This is a genomic window from Paenibacillus yonginensis, from assembly GCF_001685395.1.
GTDB classification, from domain to species: Bacteria; Bacillota; Bacilli; order Paenibacillales; family Paenibacillaceae; genus Fontibacillus; species Fontibacillus yonginensis.
In genome coordinates, this window is the sequence record NZ_CP014167.1 from 4,027,918 (window position 1) to 4,053,889 (window position 25,972).

Here is a 25,972-nt window from a genome sequence, read left to right on the forward strand (position 1 = left end):
TGTACAATGGCGGAGAGAGAGGGATTCGAACCCTCGCACCACTTACGCAGTCTAACCCCTTAGCAGAGGGTCCCCTTATAGCCACTTGGGTATCTCTCCAAAAGTGAGCATTCAAGATTGATCCTTGAAAACTGGATACGAAACAATCAATTGCGATTTAGATACTTTTGGATAAGCCCTCGACCGATTAGTACTGGTCAGCTCCATGCATTGCTGCACTTCCACCCCCAGCCTATCTACCTCGTCGTCTTCAAGGGGTCTTACTAATTGGGAAATCTCATCTTGAGGGGGGCTTCACGCTTAGATGCTTTCAGCGCTTATCCCTTCCGCACTTAGCTACCCAGCTGTGCTCCTGGCGGAACAACTGGTGCACCAGCGGTGCGTCCATCCCGGTCCTCTCGTACTAAGGACAGCTCCTCTCAAATTTCCTACGCCCACGACAGATAGGGACCGAACTGTCTCACGACGTTCTGAACCCAGCTCGCGTACCGCTTTAATGGGCGAACAGCCCAACCCTTGGGACCTACTTCAGCCCCAGGATGCGATGAGCCGACATCGAGGTGCCAAACCTCCCCGTCGATGTGGACTCTTGGGGGAGATAAGCCTGTTATCCCCAGGGTAGCTTTTATCCGTTGAGCGATGGCCCTTCCATGCGGTACCACCGGATCACTAAGCCCGACTTTCGTCCCTGCTCGACTTGTCAGTCTCGCAGTCAAGCTCCCTTTTGCCTTTGCACTCTTCGAATGATTTCCAACCATTCTGAGGGAACCTTGGGGCGCCTCCGTTACTCTTTAGGAGGCGACCGCCCCAGTCAAACTGCCCACCTGACACTGTCCCCATACCGGTTCACGGTACTAGGTTAGAACTCCGATACGATCAGGGTGGTATCCCAACGGCGCCTCCAAGGAAGCTTGCGCTCCCTCTTCCTAGGCTCCCACCTATCCTGTACAAATCGTATCAAAGTCCAATATCAAGCTGCAGTAAAGCTCCATGGGGTCTTTCCGTCTTGTCGCGGGTAACCTGCATCTTCACAGGTATTAAAATTTCACCGGATCTCTCGTTGAGACAGCGCCCAAGTCGTTACGCCATTCGTGCGGGTCAGAATTTACCTGACAAGGAATTTCGCTACCTTAGGACCGTTATAGTTACGGCCGCCGTTTACTGGGGCTTCAGTTCATAGCTTCGGAGTTACCTCCTAACCACTCCCCTTAACCTTCCAGCACCGGGCAGGCGTCAGCCCGTATACTTCGCCTTGCGGCTTCGCACAGACCTGTGTTTTTGCTAAACAGTCGCTTGGGCCTTTTCACTGCGGCCCCCTCGGGCTATTCACCCTACCGAGGCACCCCTTCTCCCGAAGTTACGGGGTCATTTTGCCGAGTTCCTTAACGAGAGTTCTTCCGCGCGCCTTAGAATTCTCTTCTCGCCTACCTGTGTCGGTTTACGGTACGGGCACCTTCACCTGGCTAGAGGCTTTTCTTGGCAGTGTGAGATCATGACCTTCGCTACTGCAATTTTCGCTCCCCATCACAGCCCAAGGTTATGTAGCACGGATTTGCCTATGCTACCCTCTCACTGCTTGGACGGACATCCATCAGTCCGCGTCACTACCCTGCTGCGTCACCCCACTCGCTCATAACGGTTTACGGTGGTACAGGAATTTCCACCTGTTGTCCTTCGACTACGCCTGTCGGCCTCGCCTTAGGTCCCGACTTACCCTGAGCGGACGAACCTTCCTCAGGAACCCTTAGGCTTTCGGCGGATCAGATTCTCACTGATCTTTTCGTTACTCATACCGGCATTCTCACTTGTGTACTCTCCAGCGCTCCTTACGGTACACCTTCAACGCATACACAACGCTCCCCTACCCCTGATGCAAAGCATCAAGCCATAGCTTCGGTGGTGTGTTTAGCCCCGTTACATTTTCGGCGCAGAGTCACTCGACCAGTGAGCTATTACGCACTCTTTAAATGGTGGCTGCTTCTAAGCCAACATCCTGGTTGTCTGTGCAACTCCACATCCTTTCCCACTTAACACACACTTGGGGACCTTAGCTGATGGTCTGGGCTGTTTCCCTTTTGACAATGGATCTTAGCACTCACTGTCTGACTCCCGGTTAATCAGTCTATGGCATTCGGAGTTTGACTGAGCTTGGTAACCCTTGCGGGCCCCGCACCCAATCAGTGCTCTACCTCCACGACTGTACCACCGAGGCTAGCCCTAAAGCTATTTCGGGGAGAACCAGCTATCTCCGAGTTCGATTGGAATTTCTCCGCTACCCCCACCTCATCCCCGAACTTTTCAACGTTCGTGGGTTCGGGCCTCCAGTGCGTGTTACCGCACCTTCACCCTGGACAGGGGTAGATCACACGGTTTCGGGTCTACGCCCACGTACTATACTCGCCCTATTCAGACTCGCTTTCGCTGCGGCTACGGCTTCTCACCTTAACCTTGCACGGGAACGTAACTCGCCGGTTCATTCTACAAAAGGCACGCCATCATCCATAGATCGGACTCTGACTTCTTGTAAGCACACGGTTTCAGGATCTCTTTCACTCCCCTTCCGGGGTGCTTTTCACCTTTCCCTCACGGTACTGCTTCGCTATCGGTCACTAGGGAGTATTTAGCCTTACCAGATGGTCCTGGCAGATTCATACGGGGTTTCACGTGCCCCGCACTACTCGGGATCCGTCTCGGAGGGAATAGACTTTCGGTTACAGGGCTTTTACCTCTTCTAGCGGGCCTTTCCAGACCTCTTCGCCTACCCTATTCCTTTGTAACTCCATGTGAGACGTCCCACAACCCCAAGAGGCAAGCCTCTTGGTTTAGGCTCTTCCGCGTTCGCTCGCCGCTACTGACGGAATCACTACTTGTTTTCTCTTCCTCAAGGTACTTAGATGTTTCAGTTCCCCTGGTCTGCCTCTTCGCAACCTATGTATTCAGTTACGAGTGACTGGCTATTACACCAGCCGGGTTTCCCCATTCGGACATCCCCGGATCAAAGCTTGCTTACAGCTCCCCGAGGCCTTATCGTTGTTCGCCACGTCCTTCTTCGGCTCCTAGCGCCTAGGCATCCTCCGTGTGCTCTTAGTAGCTTAACCAACTACTAAACACTTGTTTTTGACACAAGTTTCAGCTAAAAAAGAATGTTCTAATTCGCATTTGTTGTTTCGTTATCCAGTTTTCAAGGATCAAAGCAGTTTCGAAAAACTGCGAACCTGTGTGAATTTCGATCAAACTATTTAGAATGATAAAATTCATGCGGTTATTTGAATCAATTATGGTGGAGCCAAGGAGGATCGAACTCCTGACCTCCTGCTTGCAAGGCAGGCGCTCTCCCAGCTGAGCTATGGCCCCATACTATATTCCAAAAGGGAATAAACTTATGAGAGTTAGGAATGGTGGGCCCTAGTGGACTCGAACCACCGACCTCACCCTTATCAGGGGTGCGCTCTAACCAGCTGAGCTAAGGGCCCTAACTTGCTATATAGTTGTAACCCTAGTTAGGGTTGCGCTTGGCGACGTCCTACTCTCCCAGGACCCTGCGGTCCAAGTACCATCGGCGCTGGAGGGCTTAACAGTCGTGTTCGGGATGGGTACGTGTGGAACCCCTCCGCCATCATCACCAAACGCATTGCTTGAAAGAGGCTTGCTCTCTCAAAACTGACCAACGAGTGAGAATATTTTGGTTAACTCATGGTTAACCGGTATTTGTACCGCTTCGCTGCGGAAGCGAGGTACTCCATAGAAAGGAGGTGATCCAGCCGCACCTTCCGATACGGCTACCTTGTTACGACTTCACCCCAATCGTCTACCCCACCTTCGGCGGCTGGCTCCCCTAAGGGTTACCCCACCGACTTCGGGTGTTGTAAACTCTCGTGGTGTGACGGGCGGTGTGTACAAGACCCGGGAACGTATTCACCGCGGCATGCTGATCCGCGATTACTAGCAATTCCGACTTCATGCAGGCGAGTTGCAGCCTGCAATCCGAACTGAGACCGGCTTCTAAAGATTCGCTCCAGATCGCTCCTTCGCTTCCCGTTGTACCGGCCATTGTAGTACGTGTGTAGCCCAGGTCATAAGGGGCATGATGATTTGACGTCATCCCCACCTTCCTCCGGTTTGTCACCGGCAGTCACTCTAGAGTGCCCAGCTTTACCTGCTGGCAACTAAAGTCAAGGGTTGCGCTCGTTGCGGGACTTAACCCAACATCTCACGACACGAGCTGACGACAACCATGCACCACCTGTCTCCCCTGTCCCGAAGGAAAGGCCTATCTCTAGACCGGTCAGGGGGATGTCAAGACCTGGTAAGGTTCTTCGCGTTGCTTCGAATTAAACCACATACTCCACTGCTTGTGCGGGTCCCCGTCAATTCCTTTGAGTTTCAGTCTTGCGACCGTACTCCCCAGGCGGAATGCTTAATGTGTTAACTTCGGCACCAAGGGTATCGAAACCCCTAACACCTAGCATTCATCGTTTACGGCGTGGACTACCAGGGTATCTAATCCTGTTTGCTCCCCACGCTTTCGCGCCTCAGCGTCAGTTACAGCCCAGAAAGTCGCCTTCGCCACTGGTGTTCCTCCACATCTCTACGCATTTCACCGCTACACGTGGAATTCCACTTTCCTCTTCTGCACTCAAGTCACCCAGTTTCCAGTGCGACCCGGAGTTGAGCCCCGGGATTATACACCAGACTTAAATGACCGCCTGCGCGCGCTTTACGCCCAATAATTCCGGACAACGCTTGCCCCCTACGTATTACCGCGGCTGCTGGCACGTAGTTAGCCGGGGCTTTCTTCTCAGGTACCGTCACTCGGATAGCAGTTACTCTACCCGACGTTCTTCCCTGACAACAGAGCTTTACGATCCGAAAACCTTCATCACTCACGCGGCGTTGCTCCGTCAGACTTTCGTCCATTGCGGAAGATTCCCTACTGCTGCCTCCCGTAGGAGTCTGGGCCGTGTCTCAGTCCCAGTGTGGCCGTTCACCCTCTCAGGTCGGCTACGCATCGTCGCCTTGGTGAGCCGTTACCTCACCAACTAGCTAATGCGCCGCAGGCCCATCCGCAAGTGACAGATTGCTCCGTCTTTCCCAGCTCCCTCATGCAAGGAAACTGCGTATCCGGTATTAGCTACCGTTTCCGGTAGTTATCCCAGTCTTGCAGGCAGGTTGCCTACGTGTTACTCACCCGTCCGCCGCTAAGCGGATCAGGAGCAAGCTCCCGATCCACTCCGCTCGACTTGCATGTATTAGGCACGCCGCCAGCGTTCGTCCTGAGCCAGGATCAAACTCTCCAATAAAGATGGAAGGTCCCTGCCACCCGAAGGCGGTAGGTTTTCCATTCAAAGTGTTTGTTTAGCTCATTTTGAATCTGACGAGATCGGAGCGAATTTCAAACCCACATGGATTTCAAATTCGTCCCAAAATATCTCATTTATTTCTCACTCGTTGTTCAGTTTTCAAAGATCAAACTTGGCTTTTTCATTCATCACCGCATCTCAGCGGCGACTTTTATAATATATCATATCGTCCAGTTAGCAGTCAAGCACTTTTTTCAAATCTTTTTTTCGACTCGTTTGTCGAGGCTTGTACCTTCAAGGGACGATGTTTAATGTATCACACGCAAAGATACCGCGTCAACTATTATATCCAAGTTAATTTCAAACCGATCAGAAGTCCAACCCCCGGCAAACCCAAAACAAGCACAGTTCCAATTGTCGCAGGATTTAAAGGGATATAGACGTCCGGTAACACCCCCGCAATATTAACGGCATAAATGCCTACAGCTGCAAGCGCAAAATGAAGGCCCAGCCTGGTGATCCAGGCGAAACCTATTCTTTTTGTAATCCAGATGTACAGAATCATCACAACAGAAAGCACCAAAATACCTGCCGCTATAAGCTTCATGATCCAAGTCTCCTTACCATTTGAGAGTTCGTTTGCCGGGGATAAATATGCTGACCCAGATGAATTTCAAGCTTCTTTGCCTCTTTGAGCTGAATTTGGTACCTTCTCTCCGCCGCTTCCAATGTATAGATCGCTACATCAACTTCATCTTTCCCTACAGCCGCCTGAAAAGCCAAATGGGCCCTTTCCCATTCCTTGTGTGCTTTTAACACCTCATGGTAAACCCTTTCCCGCTCCTCCAGCTCATGTCTTTGCTGTCTGCGGTCATTCGAATTCGAGAACAAAGAACCCCACTTCATGTCATCCTCCCTTTCTCCCTTTGACGCCGGGCAGCTCTTCTATCCAACAGATAGGACGGCCTTTTTATTTCATACTTACGCCAGGAGGACAAACTTAGAACTGGAACTTATATTTTCGGAAGACGGCAGATTTTAGGAAAATAAAAAAGAAGCCCGCATATACTGAGGCCACTGAAAAAGTCCATTTCACGAAAGAGGTACAGACCCTCAAGAAATTTGAGGAGTCTGTGCTTCTTTTTTTCGCTTATAATTAAGGCATCATGGAGAGCGGGTGAGCGGATGATTCGGCAACAACAATCATTGGTTTTAAGTCCATATGCAGGGTTGTATGACATCGTGGTGCCAAAGGACAATATGTTGCGCCAAATCAACGATCTGGTGGACTTCACTTTCATATACGATGAATTGAAAGATAAATACTGCTTGGACAACGGTCGCAGCGCGATCGATCCGATCCGCATGTTCAAGTACCTGCTGTTAAAAGCCATATTCGAGTTGTCTGACGTAGATATCGTCGAGCGCTCGAGGTACGACCTATCGTTCAAGTACTTTCTCGACATGGCACCAGAAGACCCGGTCATCGATTCGAGTTCGCTGACGAAATTCCGCAAGCTGCGGTTAAAGGACATGAATCTGCTGGACATGCTCATCGGCAAGACGGTGGTCCTCGCTGTCGAAAAAGATATCTTAAAAAGCAACTCGATCATCGTAGACGCGACCCATACGAAAGCAAGGTACAACCAAAAGTCTCCGCAAGAAATACTGCAAGATCGTGCGAGGAAGCTGCGCAAGGCCGTCTACGCGATGGATGAATCAGTGAAGGCGAGGATGCCGACAAAAAACACAACCGACGTACTGGAAGACGAAATTGAATATTGCCAGAAACTAATTTCCTTCATCGAGACGGAATCAGGGGTCGCTCAAGTACCTAAGGTGCTGGAACCGCTGAACCTGCTGAAAGAAACAGTGGAAGACGACGTAGAGCAGCTTCGTAGTACGGCTGACCAGGATGCTCGAGTGGGACACAAGAGCACAGATTCAGCGTTCTTTGGATACAAGACGCATCTGGCGATGACCGAGGAACGAATCATTACTGCGGCTGTTGTGACAACAGGCGAGAAGAACGATGGCAAGCAATTGCAGACGCTAATTGAAAAAAGCAAAGCAGCTGGCATGCAGGTGAAGACAGTAATTGGCGATACCGCGTACTCCGAAAAGGATAACATCTCTTACGCGAAGAATAACGAGATCGAACTTGTAGCTAAACTCAATCCACTCATCACGCAAGGCGGTCGGAAGAAAGAAGACGAATTTCTGTTCAACAAAGATGCCGGTATGTACGTATGCAAAGCCGGTCATATGGCAGTTCGCAAGGCGAGAACTGGGAAAAAGGGTGTAGGCGCGAACCAAACCGACACGTATTATTTCGATGTAGAAATTTGCAAGCGATGTCCGCTTAGGGAAGGTTGTTACAAGGAAGGTGCGAAGAGCAAAACTTATTCCGTGAGCATAAAATCTAACGAGCATAAGGAACAAATGGCTTTCCAGGAAAGCGAATATTTTAAGACGAAATCTAAAGAACGCTACAAGATCGAAGCGAAGAACAGTGAACTCAAACACAGGCACGGGTATGATGTAGCCACATCCTCGGGTCTTTTAGGTATGGAGCTTCAAGGCGCTATGGCGATATTTGTTGTGAACTTGAAACGGATACTAAAGCTTAGTGAGTAAGAAAACGGATAATGAGAGCATGAAAAGAGACATCAACCGGGATTCTCCCAAGATTAGATGTCTCTTTTGGTTTTTTAAGCAATTGTTAGTCTAAAAACCGGAAGTTCTTCAGTGGCCTCCATATACTCAGGCTTCTCATGGTCCTGTAATTCTTCTTTTCAAGAATATAAAACGAATCAGTTCAGCTCTCTCCGACCCTCAAGCGCCTTGGAGAGTGTAACCTCATCGGCATACTCCAAATCCCCGCCTACAGGCAAGCCGTGGGCAATCCGGGTCACCTTAATTTCAAACGGCCGGACCAAACGGGAAATATACATGGCAGTAGCTTCCCCTTCTATGTTTGGATTCGTAGCTAAAATCAATTCGTTCACACGTTCGTCGCTGAGACGGGTCAGAAGTTCTTTAAGCTTAATGTCATCGGGGCCAATCCCCTCCATTGGGGAAATAGCCCCCTGCAAAACGTGGTAATAACCGTTAAACTCCTTCGTACGCTCCATAGCCACCAAGTCTTTGGTCTCCTGAACAACACAAATGACAGACGGGTCACGGGTTTTATCCTGACAAATCTGACAGGGATCAGTATCGGTGATATTGCCGCAAACAGAGCAATAATGAAGATTGCGTTTGACGCTGACCAGCGCTTTGGCAAAATCGATGACATCATCCTCTTTCATTCGCAGCACATGGAAAGCGAGCCGGGCAGCTGTCTTCGGACCAACGCCGGGCAAGCGGGTAAATGCGTCGATGAGTTTGGCTATCGGTTCGGGATAATACAAAACGGGGGTCTCCTTTATGTTCGAATAAACCGGGTTATTGCCCGGAAAACATTCATTAAAAACTACCAAGTTATGAATAAACTTCGGAGGTGGACCCTCCGAAGTTTAGCGTAGCGTAGATCTTGGAACTTAGCCGCAAATTGAATTTGCACCTTAGCTGAAACAGAATGTTTAGAATAAACCTGGGATTTTCATGCCACCGGTAAATTTGCCCATATCTTGGTTGGCAATCTCTTCCGCTTTAGTCAAGGCATCATTAACAGCAGTCAGCACCAGGTCCTGCAGCATTTCTACATCGTCCGGGTCAACGGCTTCCGGTTTGATGGCGATGGACAGAATCTTTTTGTGTCCGTTGGCTTCAACTGTCACAACGCCGCCGCCGGAAGTTCCTTCAACGCGCTTGTCGGCCAGTTCTTCCTGTGCCTTCAGCATTTGCTCCTGCATTTTCTTCACTTGCTTCATCATTTGGTTCATGTTATTCATTCTAAATCATCTCCTTAGAAATTAAGTATATTTTCAGTCTTTGACGACAACTAAATCTTCGCCAAACAGCTGGACAGCTTCATCTACCCAAGGTTCTTTGCTTGCAGATGTTTCATCGCCATCAGGATGAGAAAGCTCAAAAGGCTCTTTGGCATCCGTCTCGGTCGCTCCTTGGGCTGTCGCATCAGTCCAGTCCTTCAACATCATGGTCAGCAGCCGGTAAGGCTTGCCAAGCTGCTGTTCCAGCACCCGCTCAATAACCTGCTTGTTGGCAGGCTTCTCGGTGGTTTCCCGGTGAATGTCATTCTTAAAGGCTACCAGAACCGCGTCTTCCCAAACGGAAACCGGTTCACCATTCATAAACCAGGCATGGATGGTCACCTTCTCCTCTTTCACCCGCTGCAGAATCGAATTCCATTTCTGCTGAATAGCCAGAAATTCCTGACTGTCGCGATTTCCGATATAACGGTCGATATGAGCCGGAATCCTGGCCGTACTGGAAATCCGCGGCGCAGGCGTTCTTGGCCGGGAGGTCTCAGTTTTGCCTCCGCCGCCGGCGACAGCACCTGATTTGAGCGCCTGCTCCAGCTTTCTTTCGAGCTCTTGCAGCTGGCGGCGAAGCTGATCCACCTGACCACCATCAGCCGAACCCGAAGCAGAGGATGGCACCGATGACGATTGGGCGTCAAAGCCAGCAGCATGAGCAGCTTGAGCTCCGCTTCCGCCTTCAGCAATGCTGCACAGTTTCAGCAAAGCCACTTCAAACAGCATCTGCGGCTGGACCGCATATTTCATTTCATTCTGATAATGGTTTAAGGTGTCAATGAACTGAAATAGCTGGGTTTTGGTGAAGGCTTCGGCTATTTCGGTAAAAGCTCCGGGCTCCAGCACCCTTTCCGTCAGCTTCTCGGCTTTCGGCACCATCTTGATCATCAGCAGGTCCCTGAAATAATACAGCAGGTTCTCCATGCATTTATCGGCACTCTTGCCCTCCTGCATCATTCGTTCGATGATCTGAAGCAGGCCGCCGATGTCTCCCTGAAGCAGGTATCTGGCAAGCTCCGCGAACTGACTAGAGGGAATTCCCCCCGTCATTTCGAGAACCTGTTTGTAAGATACTTGTCCTTCCGAGAAGGAAGCAATCTGATCCAGAATGCTTAGCGCATCCCTCATGCCCCCATCGGATAAGCGGGCAATATAATCAATCGCCTCATCATCGGCCTGAATGCCCTCTTCCTGGCAAATCTGCTTCAGACGCCCGCTTTGTTCCTCCAGAGAAACACGGCGGAAGTCAAAACGCTGACAGCGGGAAATGACCGTAGCCGGCAGGCGGTGAGGTTCGGTTGTTGCCAGAATAAACATGACATGCGGAGGCGGCTCTTCCAGTGTCTTCAGCAGGGCATTAAAAGCTTCCGTAGTCAGCATATGAACTTCGTCGATTATATAAACCTTTTGCCGAACTTCAGTCGGAGCATATTTGACCTTGTCTCTTAAGTCCCGGATCTCCTCAACCCCGCGGTTGGACGCAGCGTCGATCTCCAGAACATCCATAACGGCCCCGGCTGTAATCCGCCGGCAGGCCTCGCATTCATTGCAGGGCTCGGCAGCAGGGCCGCGCTCGCAGTTGACGGCTTTGGCCAGAATCTTGGCCGCAGTAGTCTTGCCGGTGCCTCGCGGACCGCTAAACAAATAAGCATGGGCCAGACGGTCTTCGCGGATCGCATTTTGCAGCGTGCGAATAATATGCTGTTGTCCCACCATGTCCTGAAACGACTGAGGCCGCCAAGCACGGTACAAGGCAACGTGTTCCACTTTATGCGGCACCTTCTTTCAAAACTTTGGGCTGTTGCCGTCCCGGGCAACCGGGTTAACGGCGTCAATAGTCCGTATCCCTTTTCCGTAACCGGAAGAAGGGAGCCGAGACCGCTTTCCTTATTATACTATACTCGGTACAGACAGAAAAACACAAAAAACCAGAGATCCACACTCGGCACAAGCAGCAATCTCTTCATCGTTCATTAAAAACTAAAAAGCATCCCCAACAGTTCGTCGAAGATGCTTATCATTACGCGCTTATTCAAGTATAAAGATTAGCCGTGCACCTGTTATCGATCATTGCGATCCAAGCGGCACCCTGCCGGAACACCTCGGGTTAGGCCGCCCTCCGGCACAAGAGTGGGACTGCTTATGGCTGCTTCCTTCCGGACCTGACCAGGTTCACAGATACTCATTGCGGAGGACCCAACCGTCAACGATGACCGACAGGACCAAACCTTACATCAGCAAGACCTCTAACAGGAATTCAACCTCGCTACAGCGGATTGCGAGTTACAGGGCACCGCTACCTCCCCGTCTAGCACGGTGAAAATAAGTATAGCTCATGCCTGTACAAATTGCAACCGGAACAGCCATCCTTATAATGCCATCGCTTGCGGCAAGGAGCAGAAAGCAGCTTTTATCATTAAAAATCCCCGCTCCAAAGAGCGGGGGATCGAATGACATACCGGATAGAATACGATAGTTAGATACCGTATTTCTTTTTAAATTTATCCACGCGTCCGCCGGCATCCATAAACTTCTGTCTGCCTGTGAAATAAGGATGGCATGCTGAGCAGATCTCTACCCGCAGATCCTGTTTCACCGAACCCGTTTCAAATTGGTTCCCGCAAGCGCAGGTTACCAGGGTCATGTTGTACTTCGGCTGAATAGCTGAATTCATGACTTTCACCTCTTTCCGCCCTGAGCCTCATGCGGGCCCAGAGTTATAATGGACAATCAGCCAGAATTATAGCATACCGCCGTCCGTACCGACAATCCATATGTTCCCCGGAAAAATGACCACATCTTACAGCAGCGATGGCTTCCGCTTGGCGCGGGCCAGCTCAGCAGGCGGTACATGGGTATAAGAGCCGATCACAACATCCGGAAGCTCCTCCTGGAAAATCTCGATCGCCTGCTTCATTCCCAAAATATCCCCTTTGGCTTTAGGAATCAGCCCCAAATAGCTTTCAGGGTCGATATTCAGGTTGCGCAGCTGAATCAGCTTAAGCTTCGTACGGCGCGCAAATTCGATCATCGCTTCCACTTCTTCTTCCCGGTCGGTTACGCCTGGGAAAATGAGATAGTTAATCGAGGTATACACGCCTTGGGACTCGGCATATTTCAGCGATTTCTCCACGTTGGCCAGCGTATAGCCACGCGGTTTGTAATAAGCATTATAGTGATCATCCAAGGCGCTGATTGTGCTGACCCGCATCAAATCAAGGCCCGCATCCACGATACCGCGGATATGATCGCTAAGGCCGGCGTTTGTATTGATGTTAATATACCCCATGTCCGTACGTTCCCGGACCTGGCGAATAGCATCAATGATCAATTTTGCCTGGGTGGAAGGCTCGCCTTCACAGCCTTGGCCAAAGCTGATGATCGACTCCGGCGTCTTGAGATGCTCCAGCATAACCTCCACCAGTTCCTCGGTGCGAGGGCGGAAGTTCATCCGGGTCTGCGGGGAGACAAAACCGCTGTCATCCGGCTGCTCGGAAATACAGCCAAAGCAGCCCGCATTGCAGGAATAAGAAACCGGGACAGCACCTTCCCAGCGGTTCAGGAACGTGTTCGAAGCCGTCAAGCATTCATAACCCAGCGCACAGTTGGACAAATGTTCATACAGGCGGTTCTCCGGGTATTCCTCTCTAAGGCGTTTAACGCCATTCTTCAAATCAAGCGGGTCGCAGTTGAGCGGATTCCACTTCTCGGGATCATCGCTCAGCCGGGCCGTGACATAGAACTGCCCGTCTTTCCAGACAACAGCCGAGTAACCGAACAGCGGCAGTTTATATTCCTTGTCCGTTTTGATATAGCCCGGCAGACAAAGACGTGTAAACCCTTGCGGAAGCAAAGCGCCGACAGCCTGGACATTGCCCGGCAGCGGCTGCATTTCACCCGTCTCCGGATCCATGCCTACAGGACGGGTACTTGGCAAGCCCACGAGCGTTGCTCCATCAGGAAGGGGGATCAATTCATCTTCCATAATTTCAACGATCATATCGCCGCTTCTGGCCAAGCCGTAAAGCGAATCATGATCGAATACGTTGCCTTGTTCATCTGCATATACCAAATACATAATAATCTCCTTATAAATCGGCGGGCCGGCGGGTATTCAGCCGGCCCGGCCAGGGTTTAGACGCCCGAGGGGGCTGATGAACCGGACGACGGGGATGAGGCGGCCGTTCTTGGGCGGCGCGTTGCAGAAGCCGCACCCGAGGCCGAATGGGACGAGCCGCCCTTCTCGGGCGGTGTATCAAACGAGGCGATAAACTCCTCGTTTGTCTTGGCATTGCGCAGCTTTCTCAAGAATCCTTCGACAAAGTCATAGGAATCGTTCATATTTTTGCGGACGCTCCACAACGTATCCAGCTCTTCCTTGGTCAGCAGAGCCTCTTCCCGGCGTGTGCCGGAGCGCCGAATATCGATGGCAGGGAATATGCGGCGTTCAGCCAGCTTGCGGTCAAGATGAAGCTCCATATTGCCTGTGCCTTTAAATTCTTCATAAATAATATCATCCATACGCGAGCCTGTATCCACCAATGCCGTAGCCAGAATGGTCAAGCTGCCGCCCTCTTCCACATTCCTTGCCGAGCCGAAAAACCGTTTCGGACGGTGGAACGAAGCAGGGTCGATACCGCCGCTAAGCGTTCTGCCGGATGGAGGCACAACCAAATTATAAGCACGCGCCAGACGGGTGATGCTGTCCATCAGAATCACGACGTCTTTCTTGTGTTCGACCAGACGGAGGGCACGCTGCAGGACAAGCTCCGCTACCTTGATATGGTTCTCGGGCAGCTCATCAAACGTCGAAGCTACAACCTCTCCCTGAACGGAGCGCTGCATGTCGGTAACTTCCTCGGGACGTTCATCGATCAGCAGGACAAAAAGGGAAATATCCGGACGATTCGTGGAGATGCTGTTGGCGATTTCCTTAAGAAGCATCGTCTTGCCGGCTTTAGGAGGGGCTACAATCAAACCGCGCTGCCCAAGTCCGACAGGGGCAAGCAGATCCATAATTCGGGTCGACAGATGGTTTGGCGATGTTTCAAGCACCAGTTTCTCCTGAGGATATAGCGGCGTCAAAGCAGGAAAATGGAGACGTTCGGAGGCCGTATCGGGGTTCTCTCCATTCACGGCATTAACCTGAAGAAGTCCGAAATAACGCTCGTTCTCTTTAGGAGCTCGGCATTTGCCGGATACAAGGTCCCCTGTACGCAGATCGAATCTGCGGATCTGAGAAGCCGAAATATAAATATCCTCAGTGCTTGGCAAATAATTGATCGGTCTGAGGAAACCATAACCTTCGGGCAAAATCTCAAGCACGCCTTCCATAAACATTAAACCGCTCTGCTCGGCTTGAGCACGTAAAATAGCAAAGATCAGTTCCTTCTTCTTAAGCTGCCCATAGTAAGGTATCTGATACTGTTTAGCCAGCTTATAAAGATCTGTAAGTTTTTTTCCTTCCAGATCGGCAATTTGAAGATCCATTGTGTAATACCACCTATTCAATTATAAATATCTATCTACTTGAGAGTATGAGATCTAGGAGACTAGCAGAGGATACTATAGTTATACCCGCCACAGAGAGGAGTTATGCCGCTTTTGTAAAATAAGGCGGATGACGCCGGTACCACGCTGCAGGACAAGTTCCGGATCATCGTGATCCCATGAGGAAAAACTTTGGACGTACAGGTTGGCCGACATATCCTGCTTTCCTGCACGTCATCAAAGCTTCAATTATTCGGTTTGACGCCAGACATCGGCGCCAAGCGCTCTAAGATTCGTAACCAGATGATCATAACCCCGGTCGATATATTCGACCCCGGTTACTTCCGTCACTCCTTCGGATACGGTCAGACCGGCAATAACCAAAGCAGCGCCTGCCCGCAGATCGGAAGCCGATACTTTGGCTGCATTCAGAGGGCCGCCTTCAATAACGGCAGATCGGCCTTCCACCCGGATTTTAGCTCCCATGCGGACCAGTTCGGGCACATGCTTAAAACGGTTGCTGTATACAAAATCGCTCAGGACACTAACGCCTGTACATTGTGTAAGAAGGCTGGTCATAGGCGATTGCAAATCGGTAGGGAACCCTGGATAGACCAGCGCCTTGACATCTACGTGGCCATAAGAGTCCGCTCCGATGACCCGAATGGACTCGTCCAATTCTTCTACCTGAACTCCCATTTCGATCAGCTTCGCGGTTAAGGCCTCCAGATGCTTGGGAATGACATTGTCGATCAGTACATCCCCGCGTGTAGCCGCAGCTGCGATCATATAGGTCCCGGCCTGGATACGGTCAGGGATGATCGAATGTCTGCAGCCGTGCATTTCTTTCACGCCTTCGATACGGATCGTCTCCGTCCCGGCGCCCTTAATGCTGGCCCCCATCGCGTTAAGCAAGGTAGCTACATCAATGATCTCCGGTTCTTTGGCCGCATTCTCAATTACCGTCGCACCCTCTGCGCGGGCGGCTGCCAGCATTATGTTAATCGTAGCGCCAACACTGCTGACGTCCAGATAAATCCGGGCGCCGCGAAGCCGTTTGGCATGCAGATGAATGGCTCCATGCTCGTTGGTCACCGTGGCGCCAAGCGCCTCAAAGCCTTTGATATGCTGGTCGATAGGGCGCGGCTCAAAGTTGCAGCCGCCGGGAAGCCCGATTACAGCCTCACCGAACCGGCCAAGCAGCGCACCCATCATATAATAAGAGGCCCGGAGTTTCTTAACCGGTCCATTGGGCATCGGGATAGACTTAATCTCGCTGGGGTCAATTCTGATCTGATTATTGGACCAGTTCACCTTCGCCCCAAGCTCTTCCAATATATGCGTATAAACCGCAACGTCGCTCAGCTGCGGCAAATTATCCAAGGTCACTTCGGATTCCGCCAGAATAGCGGCAGGCAGCAGGGCAATCGCGCTATTCTTGGCGCCGCTAATTTGAACCGTTCCGCGCAGTGGACGTCCACCGGCTATCATCAATTTTTCCATAATTCTTAAAAGTCCCCCTGAGTGCTTAAAAAGGTTCTGTCATACCTCACCATAATACCACTTAAACACAGAAAAGGGAAAGACGCCGCAATTGGAGCGGCGTTTTCCCTTAAATAGCCTCATGAGTAAGAGCAAAGCCGTCTCCGAGGAGACGGCTGATAAAACCTATTCTTACGCGTGGTTGCTTGTTCCGAACTCACGGATTTTGCCGATAACTGTAGCTTTGATAGCGTCGCGGCCAGGAACCATGTATTTACGAGGATCGTAAGCTTTAGGATTCGCATCCAGCACTTCACGAACTTTAGCTGTAAAGTTGATTTGGTTCTCTGTATTTACGTTGATTTTGGAAGTTCCCAAAGAAATGGCCTTCTGAATGTCGTGCAGCGGAATGCCTGTACCGCCATGCAAAACCAGCGGAATACGAACCGCATCGCGAATCTCTTCCATTTCTTTGAAGCCAAGGTTTGGTTCGCCATGGTAAGGACCGTGAACAGAACCAAGGGCTGGAGCCAATGTATCGATGCCGGTTTCTTTAACGATGCGTACGCATTCGTTCAGGTCAGCATATTGGATGCCGCCGATCACGTCGTCTTCTTGTCCGCCAACTGTACCTACTTCTGCTTCAACGGAAACGCCCTTAGCATGTGCATATTCAACGACTTTCTTAGTCATTTCAATGTTCTCGTCAATAGGGTGATGGGATCCGTCGATCATAACGGAAGTAAATCCGGCATCGATCGCTTCTTTACATTTCTCAAAGCTGGAACCATGGTCAAGATGAATCGCTACAGGAACTGTAATCTTCATGTCCTCGATCAGGCCTTCAACCATTTTCACAACCGTTTTAAATCCGCTCATATGACGTGCAGCACCTTCAGAAACACCGAGGATTACAGGGGCGTTCTCTTCTTGGGCTGCAGCCAAAATTCCTTGTGTCCACTCAAGGTTGTTGATGTTGTATTGACCAACCGCATACTTTCCTTCGAGTGCTTTGTTCAACATTTCGGTCATGGATACTAATGGCATGTTGCGTCCTCCTAAATAGGTATGTTTTTTATGTTATTAGCCGACATTCACACCACTTTAGTATACCACAATTCACGTCAATTACTAAACAAGCTTTTGCATGGTTTGACATGGTTTGTGATATTTTTATGGCGTTTTCGCAAATTTTCAATAAAAATCAGAAGAAGAACCCCTAGAAGGGGCCCTTCGTTACATAACCGCTTTTCCTTTCAGCTGATTGTTGACAGCCATCCGCATTTCGTCGATGTCAAACGGTTTGGTGAAATGCATTAATGCCCCAAGCTCCGTAGCCTGCTTAATCATATCAAGCTCTCCGTATGCGGTCATCATGATGACTTTGATTTCCGGATTTACCGCCTTAATATGCTTAAGAATTTCCAGTCCGTCCATACCCGGAATTTTCATATCGAGAAGCACCAGATCAGGCGAATCATTCCGAACGATTTCCAGAGCAAGTTTGCCGTTGGCAGCCTGGAATGTTTTATATCCTTCGCTTCCGAACACTTCCATCAATAAAATGCGGATCCCGTTCTGATCATCCACTATCAACACTTTCTTCTCTTCCATGAGAAACCCCCCAAAGAATCGGCACATACCGCTCAAAAAGCCATGGCCTTCGCAAAATCCCTGAACTTTCAATCTTCAGCGACGTCTAAAAAAGCTCGTATATAAGGAATATTCGCGTTAATTTTGTCAATTCCTTCTGAATCAAGAAAAAGACAGCAAAGGAAGTTAGAAAGATTAAACGTTGAAGAAACGGGCAGGGAGCGGATTCCCGCTCCCTGTTTCAAACTTTAAAACCAACTTTGGAAATCAAGCCTGCTCATCATATTGAATTGAAGCTTTAACGAATTCGCGGAAGAGCGGCTGCGGGCGATTCGGACGGGACGTAAATTCCGGATGGAACTGAACCGCCAGGAACCACGGGTGATCCGGAAGCTCTACGATCTCCACCAGTCGCCCGTCAGGCGATGTGCCGGAAATCTTTAGTCCTGCGCGCTCAATCTCTTCGCGGTAGCTGTTATTGAATTCATACCGGTGACGGTGTCTTTCATAAACCAGCTCTTCGTTATAGCATTCCATAGCCAGAGAACCTGGAACCAGCTTGCACGGATACAAGCCAAGACGCATCGTTCCGCCCAAATCTTCGATATCCTTCTGTTCCGGGAGCAGGTCGATAACCGGGAACTCCGTCTTCGGATTGATCTCCGAGCTGTTCGCCCCGTCCATGCCGGCCAAAGCCCGTGCGTACTCAATGACAGCAACCTGCATGCCCAGGCATATGCCGAAGAACGGAATGTTCCGCTCGCGCGCATAACGGATCGTGGTGATTTTCCCTTCGATCCCGCGGTCTCCGAAGCCGCCGGGCACCAGAATGCCGCTGATGCCGCCGAGCATTTGGTCCACATTTTCTTCGGTTACTTCCTCTGCGTTCACCCAGCGGATCTTCACATCCGCGTTAGCGTCAAAACCGGCGTGTGACAAGGACTCTACCACACTCAAGTATGCGTCATGCAGCGCTACGTATTTCCCTACGATCGCGATCTCAACCGTCTTCTCCAGACGGCTGATCCGGCCAACCAGACTCTCCCATTCCGTCATGTCCGGAGCAGGTGTAGTCAGCTTCAAATGGTTCACTACGATCTCGTCCAAACCTTCATCGCGAAGGTTCAACGGAACCTCGTAAAGCGTATTGGCATCGCGGCACTCTACAACAGCATTGGCGTCAATATCGCAGAACAAGGCGATTTTGGCCTTCATGTCAGCGGACAGCTCATGTTCGGTGCGGCACACAATGACGTTTGGCTGGATGCCGATGCTGCGCAGCTCCTTGACGCTATGCTGGGTTGGTTTGGTCTTAACTTCGCCCGCGGCCTTGATGTAAGGAATCAAAGTAACGTGAATGTACATCACATTCTCACGGCCGATGTCGCTTTTGATCTGGCGGATAGCTTCCAGGAAAGGCAAGCTTTCGATGTCGCCTACAGTACCGCCGATTTCAGTAATAACTACGTCAGAGCCGGCTTCCCGGCCTGCACGGAATACACGTTCTTTGATCTCATTGGTAATGTGGGGAATTACCTGCACGGTGCCGCCCAAATATTCGCCGCGGCGCTCCTTGCTGATGACCGAAGAATAAATTTTGCCTGTTGTCACATTGCTGTTCTTAGACAAGTTGATATCAATAAAACGTTCATAGTGCCCAAGGTCCAAATCGGTTTCGGCGCCGTCATCCGTAACGAACACCTCTCCATGCTGATAAGGACTCATGGTTCCTGGGTCAACGTTAATGTAGGGGTCGAATTTCTGGATCGTTACTTTCAAACCTCTGTTCTTCAGCAATCTGCCGAGGGACGCAGCAGTAATCCCTTTGCCCAGGGATGACACTACGCCGCCTGTTACAAAAATATACTTTGCCACTGTTAAAAAACCTCCCAAATAAACATAGTGCCGGGCAGCGGCACTTTGATGTGATCCATCCAATAAACATCCAGAAAATCCATCCGACTAGGCTTTAGCGTAACCCAATTTACAGCTAATCACCCGCAATAAAACCCTCAAAAAAACAAAAAAAGTGCCACCCGAATTGGTCGGGGCACTTTCCAAACTTCAACTTATTTATAGATCCGATTCATAAGCCCAAGCAATAGTTTAACTGTTCCGGCTGCGGCTTGTCAAGCAACCAGAAAGGAATCCCAGGGGCGATTTTGCACCCCGAAGAAAAGCCTGGCATGTCTGGATTTAATATGAAAAAAGGAGCGGCAAGCCTCCCATCGAAAGCTTACCGCCCTTTTCAATGAACTAGTCTTTCAAATCCTCATCATCGCTATCGAGGTCCTCTTCTTCTTCACTTTCCTCATCCAGATCCTCATCCTCCAGCTCTTCGTCGTCCAGAAGAGGATCTTCTTCTACATCCGCATCGTCATCTTCGTCGGCAAAGAGGCCTTCTTCATCTTCCTCTTCATCTGCGGCATCATAGTCCTCGTCGTCCGCCGTGTAGGAATCCTCTTCCTCCTCCGTGAAGTCTTCGTCGTCCAAATCGTCGTCATCATCATTGATAATGCGCGGACGCGAAGCGTTGGCGATCGGATCTTCGGATTTCTCAATCGGGTACCAGCGTTTCAGGCCCCAAAGATTGGTTCCCACACAGGCAAAACGACCATCAATATTGATCTCCGTATATAGCTGCGCAATGGCTTCCTGCATCTGCTCGTCGGTCATTCCGCGAAGCTTGGCCACTTCGTTCATTAAATCACGGTAATAGTAAGGCGTATTAGCTGCTTTCAAGATCATAAAGGCGAGATCCACCATGGGAGTTTCTTGAACTTTCTCCGGATCGATTTTTAAATTGAGCGGCGTACTCACTTACAGACACTTCCTCTCAGGCAATGTTAACGGTTGCGTTCCATACCGGACGGCTTAGCCGGCAAATATGAACATCCCCTAATTTAACTCGTCGAACTCATATCACACAATAGTAAAACCTATTTGGAAGGAAAAAGCAAGTTTTTATCCCGCCTTACCGCACGCCGCTTCTAACATCGATTCGGTTCGCCGGAGGGATAACAGCAAGAAGCGGAGCGTCCGCACGCTCCGCTTCTGCTGACTGTATCCTCTTCGAAAGAAAGACGGATTCTCCGCTTTCTCCCGGGAAGTGGGAAGCCGATCCCTTCGGCTTCCTTCTTCCATGGTATGTATGCATTTGCAGATTGACACGGTCGCAGATGTTGAACCGGCAAAAAAGTCGAATTTTTGCGCATCTCCGCCCGTGCCTCTTCCCCAAAGCCCCGCCCTGCACTTCATTCGCCTATTTCGCCGCAACCGGGCATGTTCCCCATTCAGCCGATACCTCCTTGTCATAAAATACTGCAACACGCTTTGGTCAGGGGGCTGCTTTGCATGAATATACCGGAATTGCTCCGCTTTCTGAGCGAATACTTTACTCCCTCCCGGGATGAAGGATCCCGCCACATTCTCTCCTTCCGCAATCCTTCTGACTATGAGGCCTTTCTGAACGAGCTTCAGCTGAATATCCCCGGCATCAACCCGGAAGTCCGTCAAACGCTTAAAGAGGCCGTAGTCCGGCAAGGGCTGGCCGGTTCTCTGGAGTCCGCCGACCTCCCGCCGCGCTTTCGGCGTGCGCTGCGGGTCGAAGAAGACTTCCGGGTGAATGTGCATGCGCTTGCCGCTCAAGAGAAACAGATCAACCCCGGCATTCCCTGGGGGGTAAGACGAATCCGCGCACCGGAGGTTTGGTCCCAGTCCACCGGCCTAAACGTCCGCATCGGCATCGTGGATACCGGCGTCGATTTTGGTCATCCCGACCTCAAATATTGCCTGGCCCGAGGGGTCAATTTGCTCAGCCGCCATCATTGGCCGCATGACGACAATGGTCACGGCACACATATTGCCGGAACAATCGCTGCCGCGGGAGGGGCAGAGGGAATTACCGGGGTGGCCCCCCGCGCGATCCTCTATCCTGTTAAAGCCTTCGACAATAACGGTGCCGCCTATGTGTCCGATATTATCCGCGGCATAGATTGGTGTGTGCAAAACGGCATGCAGATCATCAATATGAGCTTCGGCATGAAAAAGAAAAGCGCAGCGATGGAAGAAGTGGTGGAGCGCGCCACCGCAGCCGGTGTAGTTATTGTAGCTTCCGCCGGCAATGATAAGAAAAAACGAAATATCGATTATCCCGCCAAGCTCCCCCAAACCATTTCGGTCGGCGCAACCAACCGGGAACGCCGCATTGCCGGCTTCAGCAACCTGGGCCCTTACATTGATATCTATGCGCCCGGCGATCAGATTCGCTCGTCCTGGCTTGGCGGCAAACACCGCAAGATGAATGGAACGTCCATGGCCACCTCACACGTCAGCGGGGCGATCGCACTGCTGCTTGCGAAAAGGCCTGGACTTACACCGGCCGAAATCAAATCGCTGCTCCGGCGAACCGCCCGGCCTTTATCCCCTCTGGAGGACAGAACCAAAGGGACCACCGGCGAGCTGGATGCCTACCGGCTTGTTCGAAGACGCGCCAAACCAGCATCCAAAACAACCAAGAAAAAAGTCTGATGATCCTGCGGAGGGCGATCAGAGAGACTCCGCCAGATCGAAGGATCGAAAAAAAAGCCCTGAAACGGTCTCTTTGAAAAGAGCCGCTTCAGGGCTTTTTGGATTTACATCCGCTCAGGAGCTTCCACACCGATCAGCTTCAGCACATTAGCAATCGTAATGCGGACGGCGCCGAGCAGCGCGAGACGGGCAGCGGTCTGCTCCGCGTCTTCCGTAATGACGCGCTCTGCTCTGTAGTAGCTGTGCAGCAAAGCAGCCAGCTCGTATACATAACGCACGATACGATGCGGCGCATAGCCATTGGCAGCCACTGCGATTTCTTCCGGCAGCTCGCCGATCTTGCGGAGCAGGTCGTATTCATGTTCAGTGGTCAGCTTGTGGAACGGAACGCTGTCCGGTGCAGGAAGCGCCACTCCCTGTTCTTCCGCCTGGCGGAAAATGCTGCAGATCCGGGCATGCGCGTATTGCACATAATAAACCGGGTTCTCATTCGATGTCGAAATAGCAAGGTCCATGTCGAAGTCGAGATGGGAATCCATGCTGCGCATCGTAAAGAAGTAACGGATAGCATCAACGCCGACTTCATCCATCAGGTCTACCATCGTGACAGCTTTGCCGGTACGCTTGGACATTTTGACCTTCTCGCCGTCCTGGAACAGGCTGACCATCTGTGCAATCAGCACAGTCAGTTTATTTGGATCATTGCCAAGCGCCTCCATCGCCGCTTTAAGGCGCGGAATGTAGCCGTGGTGGTCGGCACCAAAAATATTGATCATCCGGTCGAAGCCGCGGTTGTATTTGTTGCGGTGGTAAGCCACGTCAGGCGTCATGTACGTGTACGTGCCGTCATTTTTCACCAGAACGCGGTCTTTGTCATCCCCGTAATCGGTTGTGCGCAGCCAGGTTGCCCCGTCCTGCTCATAGGTTTGTCCTTTGGCGCGAAGCTCCTCCAGAGAAGCTTCCACTTGTCCATTCTCATACAGCGAACTTTCGCTGAACCAGACGTCAAAACGTACGCGGAAACGGCCAAGATCGCGTTTGATTTTGTCCAGCTCTTTCTCCAGTCCGTATTTGCGGAAGAAAGCCGCCCGTTCGTCCGGCGAATAGGACAGCAGCGAATCGCCTTTCTGAGCCACGAGCTCCTTGGCAAAACCTTTGATGTCTTCGCCATGGTAGCCGTCCTCCGGTATCTCGGCTTCTTGTCCGAGCTCCTGCAGGTAACGGGCCTCGATCGATTTGCTCAGATTCACGATCTGATTGCCGGCATCGTTAATGTAATATTCGCGGGTTACGTCGTACCCGGCGAAATCCAGCACATTGCACAAGGCATCGCCTACAGCCGCGCCGCGGGCATGTCCCAAATGCAGGCTTCCCGTAGGATTGGCACTGACAAACTCGACTTGTACCTTTTGTCCGCTGCCGATTTGAACGCGCCCGTAATTTTCACCTTCGGCGTATACCTGGGTAATGACCGGATAAAGATAGCTTTTTCCAAGTGTAAAATTGATGAACCCCGGCCCGGCGATTTCCGCTTTCTCAATCGAAGCTTTGCCATAATCCAGATGGTTCAGGATATCCTCCGCAATTTGGCGCGGATTCTTCTTGGCGATTTTGGTCAGCTGCATAGCTGCGTTGGTGGCCAGATCGCCATGTGCCTTGTCCTTAGGCACCTCGAGGGCAATCGCCGGAATTTCTTCGGCAGAAGCCAGACCGGCAGCCGTAATGGCTTCGACAATCGCTGTTTTGACCGCCTGGTTGATCTGCTCTAACGGGTTTTGGGTTGACATGTTCAGACTTCCTCCTGTATTTGCAAACTAATGGTGAACCGGCCTGCCAGTTCCTCATAGACATATAAATCGTAAACCCAGTCCAGCGTCCCTTCGGCTCCGTTTAACCGGATATCGACCGACTTCGTATCCGTCGAAAGGTTAAAGGTCGTAAACGGGGAGCGGTAGAAACCGGGAAGCTTTTGACCGGCGCTGAACGTCTGCTGCGACTCGACTTCACCGTGGCGCAGCACTCTAAGCTCGCCGCCGCTGATTCGTACGGTAGTCCGCGTCTTGCCGCCTTTCGGTCCGGGCTCCGGCTCTTCATAACGGATATAGCTGCCCGCCGCTCCCTGCACCAGTTCGCCGCGCATATGCTGCACCGTCTTATCCGTTCCATCAAAGCTTGTCAGGGTAATGGCCACAGCCTGACTGCCTGGCATTGCTTTCAGCCCCATTTCTATAATCTCTTTATCATACTCTACCATATAACCTTGTCCAAAGTCTCCGATCTTAAGACGTCAGACCTGCATCAAATATTGATTATAACCGATTCCGGCCTCTTTCGTTAATTGAAAAATCAAAAAAGGGCGCCGCCAGGCGGCGCCCTTCTTATAGAAGCCTTATTTAAGATCTTATATGAACCCTTAGTTTAGATACCATCTAAGCTAAAGGCTCAGGAAACAGCATCCGGGATCTTGAATTTCTGATTCCAGCTGACACCGCCGTCATGCGTAACATAGACGGCCGTTTCCGTCGCACTCGTAACCGTAAGCCAGCCTGTTTTCTGCGACGGGAAAGAGATGCGGGCATCATAACCTTTAATCACTGCCGGAACGTTCGTCCAGCTTCGGCCGCCATTATAGGAACGGCCGACACCCACAACACCTCCGGCAGGCGAGCTGCCAGCCAGATAGGCTGTGCTGCCGCCGATCAAAGCCATATTGCCCGGATGTCCTCCGGGAGATGCCGGACCTTTGGCAGCCAGCGCCTTCCCGCTGCCTGGTGCAGGACCGCCGCCGGCGGTCTCCTGGCCGATCACGCGCGTCCAGCTTGCCCCGCTGTCAGGGCTGGCGTACAGGCTGTACGAAACCTGCGACATGCCGGATTCGCCGTACACCAGCGCCCAGACCTGGCCAGCCCTGCTGTACAGCTCACCGCCGATGACCGATCTGGAAGGGATCGTCAGCACCGTCTGCCAGCTGCTGGCGCTGTTCGAAGTCTTCATAACCTTGTAGCCGCCGCCGGGAACAACCGTCAGCACATATCCCGTTTGCCCGGAAGCGTCATTAAAGGAGCCCGCGCGCGTGTTGGGCGGCGTGTTCACCTTTTTCCAGCTGTGGGCCCCGTCTGTAGATTGATAAATGCTGTTCGAAGTGAAGTGCCGCCCACCGTCTTCAGATTTTTGAAATGCTCAGGGATACTGTCGATCCGTTTCCAATGGGCGCCCCCGTCCGCGGTCGAAATCAGATAGTTGGGACCTTGGTCTGAAGCCGCTGCCAAGGCCCAGCCCTTCACGTTGTCAGGGAAATCAATCTGCGTGAACTGCCAGGCTCCCTTGTAAATCTCCTGCCAATGGCAGCCGCCGTCCGAGGTGCCGATCAAGAACCCGTTCCCTGCGGCACGCCCCGTCAAATCGTTCAGAAAGTGAATGTCGGTGAAATGCAGCGGCTGCTGATCCGGCTCCTTATGCTTCTTCTGCAAATCCCTGAGGAGGCCATGGTCGCCGCTGCCGCAAACCGGGCTGGCCGCCGCTGATACCTGGACAGATACGGAAGAAGCCATTCCCGCCATGGAAAGTCCGGCTGTTAGAACAGCTGAAGCCGCTATCTTCATTAAAGAACTCATCATCCGTCTGGTCTCTGTCATA

General features: G+C 51.3%; 19 protein-coding genes, 3 tRNA genes, 3 rRNA genes and 1 other RNA gene. 2 read left to right on the forward strand and 24 right to left on the reverse strand.

Annotated elements, in window-relative coordinates; translation table 11 throughout:
* Positions 1-7 precede the first annotated feature (7 nt).
* The 8 genes from AWM70_RS18345 to AWM70_RS18380 form a co-directional block, all read right to left on the reverse strand.
* Positions 8-99 (reverse strand) — tRNA-Ser (locus AWM70_RS18345).
* Positions 100-167: 68 nt separating this feature from the next.
* A 23S ribosomal RNA gene (locus tag AWM70_RS18350) occupies positions 168-3,098 on the reverse strand.
* 180 nt (positions 3,099-3,278) lie between these two features.
* Positions 3,279-3,354, reverse strand: a tRNA-Ala gene (locus AWM70_RS18355).
* Between the two features lie 42 nt (positions 3,355-3,396).
* Positions 3,397-3,473, reverse strand: a tRNA-Ile gene (locus tag AWM70_RS18360).
* 37 nt (positions 3,474-3,510) lie between these two features.
* A 5S ribosomal RNA gene (gene rrf, locus AWM70_RS18365) occupies positions 3,511-3,627 on the reverse strand.
* 118 nt (positions 3,628-3,745) lie between these two features.
* Positions 3,746-5,300 (reverse strand): 16S ribosomal RNA (locus AWM70_RS18370).
* Together the 16S, 23S and 5S rRNA genes with 3 tRNA genes alongside form the textbook arrangement of a ribosomal RNA operon.
* Positions 5,301-5,643: 343 nt before the next feature.
* Positions 5,644-5,907, reverse strand: coding sequence for a pro-sigmaK processing inhibitor BofA family protein (locus AWM70_RS18375; protein ID WP_068698813.1), 264 nt, complete (start codon positions 5,905-5,907; stop codon positions 5,644-5,646).
* Complete coding sequence (locus tag AWM70_RS18380; RefSeq protein ID WP_068698815.1) at positions 5,904-6,206, reverse strand: DUF2508 family protein; 303 nt, start codon at positions 6,204-6,206, stop codon at positions 5,904-5,906. Before AWM70_RS18380 ends, AWM70_RS18375 begins: the two co-directional genes overlap by 4 nt.
* 279 nt (positions 6,207-6,485) lie before the next feature.
* On the opposite strand from AWM70_RS18380, the gene AWM70_RS18385 reads away from it, so the two are divergent.
* Entirely contained in the window at positions 6,486-7,937 is a 1,452-nt protein-coding gene (locus tag AWM70_RS18385) for an IS1182 family transposase (RefSeq protein WP_068698817.1), read from the forward strand.
* 176 nt (positions 7,938-8,113) lie between these two features.
* Here AWM70_RS18385 and recR read toward each other — a convergent pair whose 3' ends face one another.
* From recR to rpoE, 12 genes are all read right to left on the reverse strand, one after another.
* On the reverse strand, positions 8,114-8,713 hold the full coding sequence (gene recR, locus AWM70_RS18390; protein ID WP_068698819.1) for a recombination mediator RecR: 600 nt from the start codon (positions 8,711-8,713) through the stop codon (positions 8,114-8,116).
* 171 nt (positions 8,714-8,884) lie between these two features.
* Positions 8,885-9,196 carry a YbaB/EbfC family nucleoid-associated protein gene (locus AWM70_RS18395; protein ID WP_068698821.1) on the reverse strand — a complete coding sequence of 104 codons (312 nt, stop codon included), beginning with the start codon at positions 9,194-9,196 and terminating at the stop codon, positions 8,885-8,887.
* A 33-nt stretch (positions 9,197-9,229) separates the two neighbouring features.
* Positions 9,230-11,008, reverse strand: a complete 1,779-nt coding sequence (dnaX, locus tag AWM70_RS18400) for a DNA polymerase III subunit gamma/tau (RefSeq protein ID WP_068698823.1) — start codon at positions 11,006-11,008, stop codon at positions 9,230-9,232.
* Between the two features lie 282 nt (positions 11,009-11,290).
* Positions 11,291-11,558, reverse strand: an RNA gene (gene ffs, locus AWM70_RS18405) — signal recognition particle sRNA large type.
* Between the two features lie 159 nt (positions 11,559-11,717).
* Positions 11,718-11,915: a 50S ribosomal protein L31 gene (gene rpmE, locus AWM70_RS18410; RefSeq protein WP_068698825.1), complete on the reverse strand. Its 198-nt coding sequence runs from the start codon at positions 11,913-11,915 to the stop codon at positions 11,718-11,720.
* Between the two features lie 126 nt (positions 11,916-12,041).
* Positions 12,042-13,319 (reverse strand): radical SAM family protein, encoded by a 1,278-nt coding sequence (locus AWM70_RS18415; RefSeq protein ID WP_068698826.1) that lies wholly within the window; start codon positions 13,317-13,319, stop codon positions 12,042-12,044.
* Between the two features lie 56 nt (positions 13,320-13,375).
* Positions 13,376-14,731 (reverse strand): transcription termination factor Rho, encoded by a 1,356-nt coding sequence (rho, locus tag AWM70_RS18420; protein ID WP_068698828.1) that lies wholly within the window; start codon positions 14,729-14,731, stop codon positions 13,376-13,378.
* Positions 14,732-14,980: 249 nt separating this feature from the next.
* Entirely contained in the window at positions 14,981-16,234 is a 1,254-nt protein-coding gene (locus AWM70_RS18425) for a UDP-N-acetylglucosamine 1-carboxyvinyltransferase (protein WP_068698830.1), read from the reverse strand.
* 171 nt (positions 16,235-16,405) lie between these two features.
* Entirely contained in the window at positions 16,406-17,260 is an 855-nt protein-coding gene (fba, locus tag AWM70_RS18430; RefSeq protein WP_068698832.1) for a class II fructose-1,6-bisphosphate aldolase, read from the reverse strand.
* A 189-nt stretch (positions 17,261-17,449) separates the two neighbouring features.
* Positions 17,450-17,827, reverse strand: a complete 378-nt coding sequence (locus AWM70_RS18435; protein WP_068698835.1) for a response regulator — start codon at positions 17,825-17,827, stop codon at positions 17,450-17,452.
* Between the two features lie 246 nt (positions 17,828-18,073).
* On the reverse strand, positions 18,074-19,681 hold the full coding sequence (locus tag AWM70_RS18440) for a CTP synthase (protein ID WP_068698837.1): 1,608 nt from the start codon (positions 19,679-19,681) through the stop codon (positions 18,074-18,076).
* Between the two features lie 381 nt (positions 19,682-20,062).
* Positions 20,063-20,626, reverse strand: coding sequence for a DNA-directed RNA polymerase subunit delta (rpoE, locus tag AWM70_RS18445; protein WP_068698839.1), 564 nt, complete (start codon positions 20,624-20,626; stop codon positions 20,063-20,065).
* A 534-nt stretch (positions 20,627-21,160) separates the two neighbouring features.
* On the opposite strand from rpoE, the gene AWM70_RS18450 reads away from it, so the two are divergent.
* Positions 21,161-22,336: a S8 family peptidase gene (locus AWM70_RS18450; protein WP_068698841.1), complete on the forward strand. Its 1,176-nt coding sequence runs from the start codon at positions 21,161-21,163 to the stop codon at positions 22,334-22,336.
* Positions 22,337-22,440: 104 nt separating this feature from the next.
* Here AWM70_RS18450 and argS read toward each other — a convergent pair whose 3' ends face one another.
* The 4 genes from argS to AWM70_RS23160 form a co-directional block, all read right to left on the reverse strand.
* The gene (gene argS / locus AWM70_RS18455; protein ID WP_068698843.1) at positions 22,441-24,123 is read right to left on the reverse strand and encodes an arginine--tRNA ligase; all 1,683 of its coding nucleotides are present in this window, start codon (positions 24,121-24,123) and stop codon (positions 22,441-22,443) included.
* A gap of 2 nt (positions 24,124-24,125) precedes the next feature.
* Complete coding sequence (locus tag AWM70_RS18460; protein ID WP_237167754.1) at positions 24,126-24,590, reverse strand: YwiB family protein; 465 nt, start codon at positions 24,588-24,590, stop codon at positions 24,126-24,128.
* Between the two features lie 188 nt (positions 24,591-24,778).
* Positions 24,779-25,429, reverse strand: a complete 651-nt coding sequence (locus tag AWM70_RS23155) for a beta propeller repeat protein (RefSeq protein ID WP_068698845.1) — start codon at positions 25,427-25,429, stop codon at positions 24,779-24,781.
* Positions 25,426-25,971: a WD40/YVTN/BNR-like repeat-containing protein gene (locus AWM70_RS23160; RefSeq protein ID WP_068698847.1), complete on the reverse strand. Its 546-nt coding sequence runs from the start codon at positions 25,969-25,971 to the stop codon at positions 25,426-25,428. Before AWM70_RS23160 ends, AWM70_RS23155 begins: the two co-directional genes overlap by 4 nt.
* Between the last annotated feature and the right edge of the window lies 1 nt (position 25,972).

Excerpts from the sequence above, each read along its gene's own strand:
- argS (WP_068698843.1), bottom strand. The coding sequence starts at position 24,123 with ATGTCAACCCAAAACCCGTTAGAGCAGATCAACCAGGCGGTCAAAACA.
- AWM70_RS18425 (WP_068698830.1), bottom strand. The coding sequence starts at position 16,234 with ATGGAAAAATTGATGATAGCCGGTGGACGTCCACTGCGCGGAACGGTT.
- AWM70_RS18460 (WP_237167754.1), bottom strand. The coding sequence starts at position 24,590 with ATGGTAGAGTATGATAAAGAGATTATAGAAATGGGGCTGAAAGCAATG.
- AWM70_RS18395 (WP_068698821.1), bottom strand. The coding sequence starts at position 9,196 with ATGAATAACATGAACCAAATGATGAAGCAAGTGAAGAAAATGCAGGAG.
- AWM70_RS18380 (WP_068698815.1), bottom strand. The coding sequence starts at position 6,206 with ATGAAGTGGGGTTCTTTGTTCTCGAATTCGAATGACCGCAGACAGCAA.
- rpmE (WP_068698825.1), bottom strand. The coding sequence starts at position 11,915 with ATGAATTCAGCTATTCAGCCGAAGTACAACATGACCCTGGTAACCTGC.
- AWM70_RS18385 (WP_068698817.1), top strand. The coding sequence starts at position 6,486 with ATGATTCGGCAACAACAATCATTGGTTTTAAGTCCATATGCAGGGTTG.
- AWM70_RS18435 (WP_068698835.1), bottom strand. The coding sequence starts at position 17,827 with ATGGAAGAGAAGAAAGTGTTGATAGTGGATGATCAGAACGGGATCCGC.
- AWM70_RS23160 (WP_068698847.1), bottom strand. The coding sequence starts at position 25,971 with ATGACAGAGACCAGACGGATGATGAGTTCTTTAATGAAGATAGCGGCT.
- rho (WP_068698828.1), bottom strand. The coding sequence starts at position 14,731 with ATGGATCTTCAAATTGCCGATCTGGAAGGAAAAAAACTTACAGATCTT.
- fba (WP_068698832.1), bottom strand. The coding sequence starts at position 17,260 with ATGCCATTAGTATCCATGACCGAAATGTTGAACAAAGCACTCGAAGGA.
- AWM70_RS18450 (WP_068698841.1), top strand. The coding sequence starts at position 21,161 with ATGAATATACCGGAATTGCTCCGCTTTCTGAGCGAATACTTTACTCCC.
- AWM70_RS18375 (WP_068698813.1), bottom strand. The coding sequence starts at position 5,907 with ATGAAGCTTATAGCGGCAGGTATTTTGGTGCTTTCTGTTGTGATGATT.
- AWM70_RS18415 (WP_068698826.1), bottom strand. The coding sequence starts at position 13,319 with ATGTATTTGGTATATGCAGATGAACAAGGCAACGTATTCGATCATGAT.